This window comes from Chitinophagales bacterium, from assembly GCA_019638515.1.
GTDB lineage: Bacteria > Bacteroidota > Bacteroidia > Chitinophagales > LD1 > UBA7692.
Genome location: JAHBTS010000004.1, coordinates 51,164 through 64,807 on the forward strand (window position 1 = coordinate 51,164; position 13,644 = coordinate 64,807).

Genomic DNA, 13,644 nt, shown 5'->3' on the forward strand with positions numbered 1-13,644 from the left:
CAGCAATAGTTAGCAAATAATACATCTTATTAACTAAAGAGGCCGCCAAAAGGCAGCCTCTCTAGTGTTTTATCAATGTTGTATCTCAATTAGAATCGAGGGCAGAAAATAGTTTGCTGTTTACGTTTTTTCCAAGAGCCGGCATAGCTTAAACCAATTTCAAATGCACCTTGGCTGCGTGAGCCTGCAATTAACTCGCTCACGTTGATGTCGTAAGCAAAACCTACGCTAATGCCATTCCAATCTACACCTGCAGTTAAAACAACAGCTTCGGCATTTAAAACTTTACCGCCTTTTTTGTTTGCCCATACAGATTTAGTATCGCCACCTACCGCTCTAAACATAGCTCCGAAGCGGAAGTTGTTTCCTTCCGGAAAGCGCTCTTCAAACAAAATTCTTACATCTGCTGCAGCTATAAATTCATGGCTTTGGCCTTGGTTCATATAAATGAATTTAGGTTGAAGATCGAATCTGCCTTTTAAAGGAAAACGGATACCGCCATGCGCTACAAATTTTCTGTTTAAACGAACAGTATCTACGTTTAAGAAAGAAACCGCAGGACTGTTTAAGTGGAAAGCAGAGAAACCTGCGTAGGCATTTAAGCGCTTATTAAAGCGACCATACCACATTAAGCCGGTTGAAATATCCCAGAACAAGAAATTATCGTCCACTAAATACTCACCTGCCGGTAGGTTTGGATTGTAAGCAGCTCCATCCCACTGGCTGCCGGTTTTAATTTGGCTGTAATCAATAGTTCTATTGAACACTTCGCTTTGCACACCTAAAGTAAGGAAGTGGTTTCCTCTTCTATCTAAAGATTTGTGATACGAAATTCCCAAACCTCCACTGTTGGTTCCAAACTTTAATTCTCCGGCTTTATCTCCGGTATAAAAACCACCAAAACCAAATGCATCATTTTTTCCAAAACCGCGGTTGGTTCTAAAATCTGCTGCAAAAGAATAGGTTCTGAAAAGTGGCACCGACTCATTTCTGAGCACTTCGTTCCACTGACCTCTGAAAATTCCACTTATGCGGTAATTGCCATTGAAAGCGCCAATGAGTGCCGGATTCAATGATTGTGGCATAATATAAAACTGCGACCAATGCGGGTCTTGAGCCATTACAGCCACGAAACTAAAAGTAAAAATAACCGAGTGTAAAAATTTCTTAATCATGTTTGCCCTAATAATGAGTGTGTACGAAAATAAAAATTCTAAGTTATGTGAAAAATTTTAACGCACTAATGTAATAGTTCCTGCTTTTTCTACAACTTTTCCGTTCAAATAAATTGCTTTTATGTAGTAAGTATATATTCCGGGTTCTTGTTTTACGCCTTTATAGGTGCCATCCCAGCCCGAAAACTGACTTCCATCCGAATCAAAAATTTTCTCGCCCCAACGATTAAATATGGTTGCACGCACCGTTTGCAGGTCATATCCATAAATTTCCCACACATCGTTTGCACCATCTCCATTTGGCGAAATTAAATTCGGTATAAAGAATTTATTTCCATCTCCAACATAGACGTTTACTGTTTGCTCAGCGCTGCATTTCTTTAAATAAAAAACTGTAAGCGTATATTCTATATCGTTATATGGTGTGGCAGTTGGTGCCGAGCAATCGAAACAATTTAAACCAGTTGTTGGCGACCAATTGTAAGATTTAATATCGCTACCCGAATAGCCAAGTGTTACCGCATTCAGCACAATGCTGTTTCCTAAATCAATAGTACTGTCTTGCGGCAAAATTTGCAGGTTCAACGGATATGGTTGCGGTACAGTAACCAAGGTGTCGTACATACAGCCATTGCCATCTTTTACATACACGCGATAATCGCCCGCCACTAAATCTGTGAAAGTACCGCTCGCTTGGTATGTAACATTGTTGATAGAATACAAATATGGTTCGTTGCCTGCGCCCGGAGTGCCGCCTTGTGCCAACATGCGCAATTTACCATCTGCATAACCCGGACACGAAGCCGAATCTATAATAATGTAATTAAACCCTAAATCCGGTGGTGCAGAAAACACTACCGTATCGGAGATGGAACAACCATTTTTATCGGTAATGGTAACGCTGTACACATCCGGCCCTAAATTCGACAATGAGGCATCGCTATTATTGGTAGAAACAAAGTTGTTTTGCGCCCAAGCATAGATATATGGCGGAGTACCGCCTTCGCCTTGTACCGTAATGCTTGCATCGTTATTGCCTGCACAGCTAATTTCTTTACGGTTTAAGAAAGACAATTGCAAATCGGTTGGGTCGGCAATACCCACATTGCCTGTTTGAGTACATTGGTTTATATCTGTAACCGTAACCGTGTAATTACCAGCAACCAAACCACTTGCAGTAGTTGTTTGCTGACTAAGCGAATCGCTCCAAACATAGGTATAGCCCGGAGTGCCGCCAACGGCTGCCACTGTTACAGTTCCATTTGCTTCACCACGGCAAAGCGGGTCGGTTCCGGTAAGCGTAAGTAGTATTTCATCCGGTTGGTTTATTACAAAGTTTTCTATTGCCACACAGTTTAAATTATCGGTAACACTCACTACATAACTGCCCGATGCTAATGCAGCCGGATTTGCTGTGCCACCTAATGCGTTGGCATAATTAAAAGTAAAGTTAGGTGTACCGTTTTGTGGTGTAACCACTACCGAACCATTGCTCACGCCAAAGCAAGAAGCATCTGCCGGCTGAACATCTACTCTTAAAACGTAATTGGTATCAATATAAAAATTAGCAGTAGCTGTACATTGATTTTGATCTGTAACCGTTACTGAATGGTTGCCAAAAGTAAGCCCCGTTTGAGTTTGCGGACCGGTATTTCCGTCCCAAGAAAACACATAAGGAGCAGAGCCGCCTGTAATAGTTCCCGTTGCGGAACCATCGTTGCTGGTGGGGCAATTAGCATTGGTAGTAGTAACACTTATGCCAAATAATGGCGGCTGTGTAATAGCAAAATTGGCACTATCGGTACATCCATGCGCATCGGTAACTATCAATGTTTGGTTGCCGGCAGTTAAATCAAGTATATTATTTGTATTGCTTTGCGACACACTATTGCTCCACACAAAGGTATAGTTTGGTGTGCCTCCCGAAGCTTGTGCTAATGCAGCACCATCGCTACCGCCATAGCAAAATACATTCTTTTGAACACTCACCGAAACCACCAATGGAGTTGGCTCCGCCAAGAAATAGGTAGCTGTAGCCGTACAGTTATTGGCATCGCTCACTAACACAGTATAAGCTCCGGAACTCAACCCTTGAATAGTTTGTTGCACTAAGTTTCCGGGTGTCCAAGCATATATGTAATTAGGTGTTCCTCCACTTGCAATGGCAGTAAGTGCACCATTGTTTCCACCATTACAACTTATTGGTATTGAATCAAAAACTATTGCAATAGCCGTAGGCGATGTAATAGTTATATTTCCTGTTACGGCAACACCTGCAGAATCGGTAACTGTAACCGTATAAACACCTGCTTTTACATTTGTAATTGCATTAGTAGTATCGCTTAAAGGATTACTGCTCCATTTGTAACTATATGGCAGAATACCGCCTACAGCCGATACTTGTGCGCTACCCGAAGAGTCGCCAAAGCACAACACATCTGTTTTTGCAAAGGTCAAAATTATTGGAGGCGGATCTTTTACAGAATCGCAAGCCGATGCAGTGCAACTGTTGGCATCGGTTATAGTAACGCAATAATTTCCTTTCGATAAATTTGAAATAGAATCGCCAGTTGCTCCGGTATTCCACACGTAAGTATAACCGGGATTTCCGCCCGCAGCAATTGCTTTTGCCGTTCCTTCATTTCCGCCATTGCTGGTGGCATTGGTTGTGGCTACTACTACGGTTAAAGCAGGTGGCTCTGCTAAGGTTCTGGAACCTGTAATAGTGCAACCGTTTCTATCTGTAACAGTAAGATTGTAAGTGCCGCCACTCAAGCTATTGGGTGTTGCAGTATTTCCTAAACTTGGATTCCAACCAAAAGTATAGTTAGGTGTGCCACCAATTACGGTAGCAGTAATATTACCATTTGCCTTTCCTGCACAGGTTACATCTAAACTGCTAAAATTCAATTGCAATTGAGCTGGCTGGTTCACTACAATAGTATCGGAACCTTGGCAAGCCTGCGCATTGGTTACCGTTACGGCATATACGCCCGGTGCTAAATTTTGGATATTGGCTCCCGAGTATGTATTAGGAACCCAACTATAAGTTAAACCCGGTGGATTGCCCGGCACTTGTACCGACACCTTTCCGTTGTTAGCACCAAAACAAGTAATTGAATCGGTTAGCACCAAGCTTACCGGAATACCCGACCCCACACTTACCGTTACCGAATCTATTAGCGTACAAGAGCCGCCAGTTATAGTAACATAATACTTAGTAGTTGTATTAGGCGTAACCGTTACCGAATCTCTATTTCCGGGATTCACAAAGCCTGCCGAAGGTATAGCTGCCCATGTATAAGTATAATTAGGATTGGGTAGAGAAGAAGTAATTTTTGCCTTTAATTTTACAGTAGCATTGGTTGCACAAATAAAGGTATCGTTGGTCATGGTTAAGCGAGTGCTGGTATCTACATTCACAAACACAAAACTGTTACCCGTACATCCGTTTTGGTTGGTAACTGCAACTGAATACACTTGCGGAGTTTGCGGATATGCAACAGTTGTATCTTTGTTTAATGGCGTTGGTGCATTAGGTGGCGTGTTGGGAGTCCAAGCAATGTTGGCGTTAGATAAATCGCCCACACACATTACAAACTGCATATTGGGTCTTTCTTTATAGCGTGCTGCATTTACAGTAGGCACAGATCCCGTTACGCCACATTGGTCGAAGCTATTACTCTCGGTAAACCACATAGAGCGGTAATTAGGAAAATTACCAGTACCGCCATCGGTTCTGGTGATATTAAACTTCATGTGTTGCCCATTATTGGAAGAAGAATTATGGCATATATCAATCAACAAATTCGACTTACCATCCCAATCGTAGAAATTATCAAAATTGAAAGTATTCCATCCGGCAACTGGCGTATAGTTTTTAGGGTTATATACCGTTACCAAACTACCGCCACCGGTATAACCAATAATACTATCGGCAGAAGTACAAGCAATTTTTATGGTAACATTATTGAGTGGTGTTCCCGCAGCCATTAACCTAATAGCAATAGATTTTATTTTTCCTCCTCTGCCGCCTGTTGCCGCCAATACTTCATTTGCTTTATAGAGCATTTGGTGTCTTGTACTCTTGGTATAATTACCAAATGGCGAAGGCAACTGTGTTGGAGAGTTGCCCGACTGGTCGGTTTTAGCACCTACCTGCGCTGTAATATCATATCCATCGCAAGGCTGCACGGTTAAGCCACACGATTGCGGATTGGTAAGAATAACCAACTGAGCCGGTTGCCCGGGACACACTGCGCTTTTATCGCTTTTTGCCTGAATTACCGGCCCTGTGCCACTTACATTTACTGTAACCGAATCTACGTTTGTGCAGCCATTAGAGCCTGTAAACGAAACCATATATTTGGTTGTAGCTAATGGTGCGGCCACCGGATTTAGTATAGAATCATTAGACAAACCATAAACAGGATCTACCAAACCCGAAGAAGGAGACCATTTAATGCTGTATGGTGCATATAAATTATCTACCGAAGCATTCAACTGTATTTGACCATTTTGGCAAATTTGTCCTCCGGTTCCGGCATCGAAAACAAATGGAGCCGCCACATTTACATAAACTGAATCGGTACCGCAATCGCTGGTAAATTTATACCAAGTTGGCGCAGTAGGCGATGCCTTAGGATTCAATACAGTACTACTGCTTAGGCCGGAAGTAGGATTCCAAGTAAAGTTAGTTCCTCCGCTTGCATTTAACTGTACGGGAGTTCCACAAAAAGTGGGGCTGGCAGAAAGCAGTTGCACTTTATTAAACACACACACATTGTAAACCTTAGCTGCACGGCCTTTTACCGGGCAATCGTCATTTTCTGCAACCAATAAAAACTGGTGGCATCCGGTATCACCGGGAGCGGGAGTCCATGTTACTCTTGCAATAGCCGTATCATTAGGTGCCGTACCTTGGTTTATTTGCGAAAACACAGCTCCGGGTAGTGGCGAAGGATTGCTTTGAAGGCTACTTTTCAGCGTTAAGTTTCTACCATTTGGATCTATTACGTTTACATCAAAAGAAACCTGAGTACCCGGGCAAACTTGCAGTGTAATTGAGTCTTTTTGATTTCCATTTTGAATACTCGAAATAGGTTTAGGTTCCGGAATTGACACATTGCAGGTAAGCACATTTACCTGAATATCGCGAATGGTAGAACCAATCAACACGCCATTTCTATATTCATCAACTCTTACGGCAAGTACATCGGCTTCTACAAAACCCGGAGTAAATGTCATTTGCCCTGTATTTACATCAATTTGAAAAGTTCCCGGAGGAGAAGTACGCACAGGTTGAGAAACACTATAACTTGAATTAAAAGAAATAGGTTGGTAATTATCGCCCAATGGATTTATGAGTGAATACACCAGCGAATCGCCATCGCCATCTACCGCACCGTGGTTGTAGTTAGTTAAGTTATTGGCACACACAAACGGCACCGGTAATTGGGTAAACGAAACCGAATTATTACAATAAGGCACACCAGATAGGGGATCGTTGCCTTGGTTTACATACGCCTCTATCGAAAGAGAAACACTTCCTGGATTAGGAATATTGTTGATAGCTCCATTTCGGCAACAGTCGGTAGTTTGGAACTTCCATGTTGCACAAGTTAATGGCAAATCTATAATGGCTTCGTATTTATATACCTGCACACCCGGATATGGCGCGTTGCCACTTCCCGAAAAATTACAACCACTCTGCGTAAGCTGTGTGGGGCACAATGGCGAAACCTCTATACCGCTTTGCCCGGCAATTTGGGTCATGGTAGCCGTTACATTACCCACGCCTGCACATCCCTGAGGAACAGCCCTCAACGCAACCGTTGTTGGTGCGCTTGCAGCAGGCCAAGAGCCATCTCTACAGTTTCTATAAAACGAAAATACTACTCTATAACGCATTGCACCTCCAAACTGCCCCATACAGGTATATTCCATATCGGCACCCATTTGGTGGGTTGCTTGTACCGATTTAGCAGACAATAAAAATGCTATCCCAAAAACAATGGCATACAAATACTTCATCTTCAAAACACAATTCTTAAACAATCAGTTGTAAAAAAGGGTGTCAAATATAGAAACTATCTATAAGAGATTGGTTGCACGACACCAGCAGCCGGCAATAACTTTCCGCTACTTAAACTACTACAAAACACTTAAAACAATAGTAAACGCGTGTGTTTGAGCCAATTGCAAACAATTATTCTATTTTAGCGCGCCTTATTTTGAAAGAAACAATAGAACTATTTTTAACGATATGTTTAGAACAAACACCTGCGGAGAACTAAGAATAAGCCATGTTTTACAAACCGTAACACTTGCCGGATGGGTGCAAAGAGTACGCAAATTAGGAGCGCTTACCTTTGTAGATTTGCGCGACCGATACGGCATTACGCAACTGGCTTTCAATACCGAAACCAATCCTTCTTTAGCAGAAAAAGCCAATAAACTCGGAAGAGAATTTGTAATTCAAGCCAAAGGAAAAGTTGCCGAGCGCGCCAGTAAAAACAGCAATATTCCTACCGGAGAAATTGAAATATTGGTAGAGGAGTTTTTAATTTTAAACGAAGCCGAATTGCCACCGTTTATGATTGAAAACGATACCGATGGCAGCGAAGAACTACGCTTAAAACACAGATACTTAGATATACGCAGACCAAAGTTGAAAGATGTTTTACTCACCCGCGCCCGCATTGTAAAAAGTGTGCGCGAGTATTTAGATAGCCAAGCCTTTTGCGAAATCGAAACGCCCACATTCATTAAATCTACACCGGAAGGTGCCAGAGATTTCTTAGTGCCTTCGCGTTTGGTACAAGGCAGTTTTTATGCACTCCCGCAATCGCCACAAATACTGAAACAATTATTGATGGTTGCAGGAATGGACAAGTACTACCAAATTGTAAAATGCTTTCGCGATGAAGATTTTAGAGGCGACCGCCAACCCGAATTTACGCAAATAGATTGCGAAATGAGCTTTGTGCACCAAGAAGATATTTTAAACACTTTTGAAGGAATGGTGCAGCATGTATTTAAGCAAAACTTAAACTACGATTTAGGCACTGTGCCACGCCTTACTTACAACGATGCTATGAAATACTACGGCAGCGATAAACCCGACCTGCGTTTCGATTGTAAGATAGTTGAATTGAACCAAACCCTTCCGCAAAGCGAGTTTGCTGTATTCAACAATACCGTTGCCAATGGCGGATTGGTAGCAGGCATAAACGCCAAAGGCTGTGCTGCATACTCCAGAAAACAATTAGACGAGCTTACCGAATTTGTAAAAGCATCGCACCGCGGTTTGGGTGGCTTGGTAAACATCCGCTTCAACGAAGACGGCACTGTAAAATCTTCTATTGATAAGTTTTTTACCGAAACACAACTGCGCGAAATTGGCAATGCTTTTAATGCCGAAAAAGGCGATTTAATTTTAATTGCTGCCGACAAAATTTCTAAGGTACGCAAGAGTTTGGGCGATTTAAGGCTGCACCTTGCCAAAGAAAATAAATGGATAGACGAATCTAAATGGAGCGTGCTTTGGATTGTTGATTTTCCATTGTTTGAATTAGACGAAGAAACCGGAGAAACCATTTTTGTACACCATCCGTTTTGCTCTCCCAATCCGGAAGACATGCAGTACTTCGATTCTGAACCATTAAAAGTACGTGCACTGCAATACGATATGGTAATGAACGGAAACGAAATTTGCAGCGGCAGCATTCGCATCACCAACCGCGATTTACAAAAAAGAGTATTTCAAAAATTAGGCATGAGCGAAGCAGAGCAGCAAAGCCGCTTTGGCTTTATGTTAGATGCCTATAAATATGGCGCTCCACCGCATGGCGGCTGTGCTTTTGGATTAGACCGCATGGTAATGCTCATGACCGGAGGCGACACCATTCGCGATGTAATTGCTTTTCCAAAAACTTCGGGTGGCAGAGATATTATGATGGATGCCCCTACCCAAGTAGATGAAAAACAACTGAAAGAATTGGGAATTGCTGTATTGAGCAAATAATCATTCAAAAGACCGTTTTGCATTACGCCACACTGTTTGTGTACAGGCATTGGCGTGTGCAAACCTAGCGTAGTTGCTGCCTTGTAAATATTCTGCATTACAAGCCTCCAATGCTACTGATGAAAATCATAAAGCCCGCTGTTCTACATCATTGAAACAGCCGCAAAAGCGCAGCATCTTGCACCCAAAATCAAACAACATGAAAAAGTTAGCAATTAGTTTTTTTGTTGCAGCCGGACTGTTTTTTACAGGATGCAACTCTTCAGACAATTCCTCTGAAAGTACCTCGGCAACAAGCGAAACATCTTCTGCACCATCGGTAGGGCAATCCGGAGTAAAAGACGATGTTTCTAATCCCAATATTGTACAAGTAGCTGCCGGCAGCAAAGACCACACCACACTGGTAGCAGCAGTAAAAGCAGCCGAATTGGTAGATGCGCTTAGCAATGCCGGACCATTTACCGTATTTGCTCCCACCAATGCCGCCTTTGAAAAATTACCGGCCGGCACTGTTGAAGGTTTGCTGAAACCTGAGAAAAAAGATGACCTCTCCAACATCTTAGGCTACCATACTTATGTGGGTGTGCTAAATGGCGTGCTGTTGCAAGATGGTATGGAATACGATATGGTGTATGGCGGCAAAGTAAAAATTGCTGTAAAAGATGGCAAAACCCTTGTAAACGGTACGCCTATCGAAGCCACTATTAAAACTTCAAACGGAGTAATTCATGTAATAAACGATGTGTTGCTGCCCAAGTAAAAATCTTTTTCATTTGTGCTTATATTGAAGTTGAGGCCGATGTTATTCATCGGCCTTTTTTATTGCCTATTGCCACAAAGCCTCAATTCTAATTGAAATAGTTAAAGGCTTTGCTTTAAAAAATATCCTTTTGCATATTGCAAAATATATGAATAGAATATTTTGGTTGGTATGCGTTTTACTAACCACTTACCACAGCCGCCTTTCGGCTGCCACAACAGATACTACAGCACTTGCAGGTAGAGATTTAAAAATTCTTTCGTGGAATATTTACTTGCTGCCGGGCATTGCACCTGTTGCCGGAAGAACAGTGAGGGCTGCAGCCATTGCCGACACCATTTCAAAATTAGATTACGACATTATAGTTTTTCAAGAAGCTTTTCATAAAAAAGCAGTAAAAGCCATGCGCGAAAAACTAAAGAGCACTTACCCATTTATGTATGGCCCATACAACCAACCTAAAAGCAAAGTACGGGTAAACAGTGGTGTTTGGATAATAAGTAAATTGCCACTCAAAGAATTGGGCACTACTCAATTTAGCAACGGAAAAGTTGCCGATAAATTTGCGCTAAAAGGAGCTGCACTACTGGAAGGAACAGTTGGTAAACAAACATTTCAAATACTGGGAACCCACCTGCAAGCCGAAGATAAATTCAACCACATACGCAGAGAACAGTTTACGCAAATTTACACCAAACTTCTAAAGGTTTACCAAAAAGAAGGCGTACCGCAAATAATTTGTGGCGATATGAATACCCAATTATCGGAGCAAGAAGAATACAACTTTATGCTCAAAGCCTTCGATGCAGAAAATGGCTTTGTAAGCCGTGCACAACAACATACTTATGATGGCACCACCAACCGCTTAGCAGCTTCGGTATGGAAACATGCTGCCACCACGCTCGACTATATTTTGCTCCGCAAAAACGGTTTGCCCGTAAAGGCTGCCTACCGCTATATTAGCACACTGCGCAAAGAATGGAAGAAAGGCAAGTTCGACCTGAGCGACCACTACGGAGTGGTGCTCGAAATAAAATTTTAAACCTGCTTGTAATACGGGTCTTATCGAAGCAAATACTGTTGTAAACTTTCGTAACTATTCTCTATTGGTATTGCTTTCTTTTCTTTGGCAGCAAGGCTCGAAAGCGCCTCCGGTATGGCTATTGGTTGCATTAAAGTATGCTCCACCACCTCTAAAAATTTAGCCGGATGTGCTGTTTCTAAAAATATGCCGCTTGTTTCCGGATGTTGGTTTATATACTGTTGAAGTGCTAAAAAACCTACGGCTCCGTGTGGGTCGGCAATGTAATTGTGGTTAGCTTTTAGATGGCGCATAGCTTCTTTGGTAACCTCATCAGAAAACGAAAAACCACTCAGTTGCTGCTGCATTCTTGAGGCACTGTTTTCAAACAATGCTTGCATACGGGCAAAGTTGCTCGGATTGCCTACATCCATAGCATTAGAAATAGTTTGCACCGATGGCTGCGGTTGGTAAATTCCCTCTGAAAGATAGCGTGGAACTACGTTGTTTGCATTGGTAGCAGCAATAAATTTACTAATTGGTAAACCCATTTTTTGGGCAATAAGTCCGGCAGTAAGGTTGCCGAAATTGCCGCTTGGCACACTCACCGCCAGTGGGCGGCTGCGGCTTACTTGCCATGCCTGCGCTACAGCCCAAAAGTAGTAAAACGATTGTGGAATAAGCCTTGCCAAGTTTATAGAATTGGCCGATGCCAACCGTATTTTTGCTTGCAATGTGCTATCTGCAAAAGCCTGCTTTACTAAGCGCTGGCAATCATCGAAAGTGCCATTTACTTCAAGAGCCGCAATATTATTGCCCAAAGTGGTAAGTTGCTTCTCTTGCAGCGGGCTTACCTTGCCCGATGGGTAAAGAATTGTAACCGAAATTCCTTCTACGTTTAAAAAAGCATTGGCAACTGCACTTCCTGTATCGCCCGATGTGGCTACCAGTATTTTTATATCGGCAGCGGCTCCTTTATTTAGTACCGAAAAGAGGCGAGCCATAAACCTTGCACCCACATCTTTAAATGCCAAGGTGGGACCATGAAAAAGCTCCAACGAAAAAACATTTGGTGCCACATTTACCAACGGAATGGGGAAATTTAAAGCCTCGCAAACAATTTGCTCTATTGCTGCTTTGCTTACATCTGCATCTAAAAACTGCTCGGCAATGGCAATGCCTATTTCTTGCAATGAAAGATGCGGCAGTGCCTCAAAAAAAGAGGTAGGAAGCTGCGGTATGCTTTCGGGCATAAAAAGCCCTTCGCTGCCTTGAATGCCTGTGAGTACAGCTTCGGTTAGGTTTACCCTTTTACCGGGTTGAAGCAGGTTATAAAATTTCATCTTTAAGCAAATGGTTTACACAAAAAAACATTTTTAATTCATAGTTAGTATTGGCTAAAAAAAAGAGGCTGCCTACAAAAGACAGCCTCTTCCTTTTTAAAAACAATACAACTAATCTTCGTTGCCGCCTTTTTCGGTTTTTACCACCTCAATTCCGGCTAAATATTTCTCTTTTATCTTGTTTTCTATTTCGCTCATCATGCCCGGATTATCTTCCAGCAGTTGCTTTACAGAATCGCGCCCCTGCCCCAGTTTGGTACCTTCGTAGCTGTACCACGAACCGCTTTTTTGCAAGATGTTTAATTCGGTTCCCAAATCCACAATTTCCCCACTTTTAGAAACTCCGGCTCCATACATAATATCGAACTCTGTGGTGCGGAAAGGAGGTGCCAATTTGTTTTTCACCACTTTTACTTTGGTGCGGTTACCCACCACCTCGTCTTTATCTTTTATTTGTCCAATTCTGCGAATATCTATACGCACCGAAGAGTAGAATTTAAGCGCATTACCACCGGTGGTAGTTTCGGGGCTGCCAAACATTACGCCAATTTTATCGCGCAATTGGTTAATAAAAATACAGCAGCAGCCTGTTTTAGAAATAGTTCCGGTAAGTTTGCGCAGCGCCTGGCTCATAAGCCGCGCCTGCAATCCCATTTTGCTTTCGCCCATTTCGCCTTCTAATTCACCGCGCGGCACCAAGGCGGCAACAGAGTCTATTACGCAAATATCTATTGCTCCGGAGCGAATTAAATGCTCTGCAATATCCAATGCCTGCTCGCCATCATCGGGCTGGGAAATAAGCAGGTTGGCACAATCTATTCCCAATTTTTCGGCATACGATTTATCGAAGGCATGCTCTGCATCAATAAAAGCAGCAATACCGCCATTTTTTTGGGCATTGGCAATTGCCTGCATTGCCAAGGTGGTTTTGCCGGAGCTTTCCGGCCCGTAAATTTCTACTACTCTTCCTTTGGGAAAACCGCCAATGCCAAGGGCAATATCTAATCCAATAGAACCGGTAGAAATTATTTCTGCTGCGGCAATTTTAGAATCGCCCAACTTCATTACTGTGCCCTTTCCATAGGCTTTATCTAATTTTTCAACTGTAAGTTGAAGCGCTTTTAGCTTTTCGTTTACTGCATTACTCATACGAGATTTCTTTTTAAAAACGGGTTAGAAAAACAATTACGGCAAACGTAACTTATTTTTCTGTTTGTGAGGAATGTTGCAAACTTCTTAGTGTAAAAAACTACACGTCAAAAGTTGTTCTGCTATCAAACGCAATTGGTATTCTAAATAAAAAGATAGCAAAAAAGAAT

General features: G+C 42.4%; 7 protein-coding genes. 3 read left to right on the forward strand and 4 right to left on the reverse strand.

Translation table 11 applies throughout. The features are described 5' to 3' along the window. Window positions 1-89: 89 nt before the first annotated feature. Together KF872_08585 and KF872_08590 are read right to left on the reverse strand one after the other, a co-directional pair. Window positions 90-1,175 carry a PorP/SprF family type IX secretion system membrane protein gene (locus KF872_08585; protein MBX2903603.1) on the reverse strand — a complete coding sequence of 362 codons (1,086 nt, stop codon included), beginning with the start codon at window positions 1,173-1,175 and terminating at the stop codon, window positions 90-92. Window positions 1,176-1,232: 57 nt separating this feature from the next. Beyond that, window positions 1,233-7,208, reverse strand: a complete 5,976-nt coding sequence (locus KF872_08590; GenBank protein MBX2903604.1) for a gliding motility-associated C-terminal domain-containing protein — start codon at window positions 7,206-7,208, stop codon at window positions 1,233-1,235. 232 nt (window positions 7,209-7,440) lie between these two features. Here KF872_08590 and aspS point away from each other — a divergent pair, with 232 nt between their 5' ends. The 3 genes from aspS (at window position 7,441) to KF872_08605 (ending at window position 11,003) form a co-directional block, all read left to right on the forward strand. After that, on the forward strand, window positions 7,441-9,201 hold the full coding sequence (gene aspS / locus KF872_08595; GenBank protein ID MBX2903605.1) for an aspartate--tRNA ligase: 1,761 nt from the start codon (window positions 7,441-7,443) through the stop codon (window positions 9,199-9,201). Window positions 9,202-9,400: 199 nt separating this feature from the next. Continuing rightward, window positions 9,401-9,961: a fasciclin domain-containing protein gene (locus tag KF872_08600; protein ID MBX2903606.1), complete on the forward strand. Its 561-nt coding sequence runs from the start codon at window positions 9,401-9,403 to the stop codon at window positions 9,959-9,961. Window positions 9,962-10,109: 148 nt separating this feature from the next. After that, the gene (locus tag KF872_08605) at window positions 10,110-11,003 is read left to right on the forward strand and encodes a sphingomyelin phosphodiesterase (GenBank protein MBX2903607.1); all 894 of its coding nucleotides are present in this window, start codon (window positions 10,110-10,112) and stop codon (window positions 11,001-11,003) included. 20 nt (window positions 11,004-11,023) lie between these two features. On the opposite strand, the gene thrC is transcribed toward KF872_08605, so the two are convergent. Both thrC and recA read right to left on the reverse strand, forming a co-directional pair. Further along, on the reverse strand, window positions 11,024-12,325 hold the full coding sequence (gene thrC / locus KF872_08610) for a threonine synthase (protein MBX2903608.1): 1,302 nt from the start codon (window positions 12,323-12,325) through the stop codon (window positions 11,024-11,026). Window positions 12,326-12,436: 111 nt separating this feature from the next. Continuing rightward, window positions 12,437-13,474 carry a recombinase RecA gene (gene recA, locus KF872_08615; protein MBX2903609.1) on the reverse strand — a complete coding sequence of 346 codons (1,038 nt, stop codon included), beginning with the start codon at window positions 13,472-13,474 and terminating at the stop codon, window positions 12,437-12,439. Window positions 13,475-13,644 lie beyond the last annotated feature (170 nt).

Excerpts from the sequence above, each read along its gene's own strand:
- aspS (MBX2903605.1), top strand. The coding sequence starts at position 7,441 with ATGTTTAGAACAAACACCTGCGGAGAACTAAGAATAAGCCATGTTTTA.
- KF872_08590 (MBX2903604.1), bottom strand. The coding sequence starts at position 7,208 with ATGAAGTATTTGTATGCCATTGTTTTTGGGATAGCATTTTTATTGTCT.
- KF872_08600 (MBX2903606.1), top strand. The coding sequence starts at position 9,401 with ATGAAAAAGTTAGCAATTAGTTTTTTTGTTGCAGCCGGACTGTTTTTT.
- KF872_08605 (MBX2903607.1), top strand. The coding sequence starts at position 10,110 with ATGAATAGAATATTTTGGTTGGTATGCGTTTTACTAACCACTTACCAC.
- KF872_08585 (MBX2903603.1), bottom strand. The coding sequence starts at position 1,175 with ATGATTAAGAAATTTTTACACTCGGTTATTTTTACTTTTAGTTTCGTG.
- thrC (MBX2903608.1), bottom strand. The coding sequence starts at position 12,325 with ATGAAATTTTATAACCTGCTTCAACCCGGTAAAAGGGTAAACCTAACC.
- recA (MBX2903609.1), bottom strand. The coding sequence starts at position 13,474 with ATGAGTAATGCAGTAAACGAAAAGCTAAAAGCGCTTCAACTTACAGTT.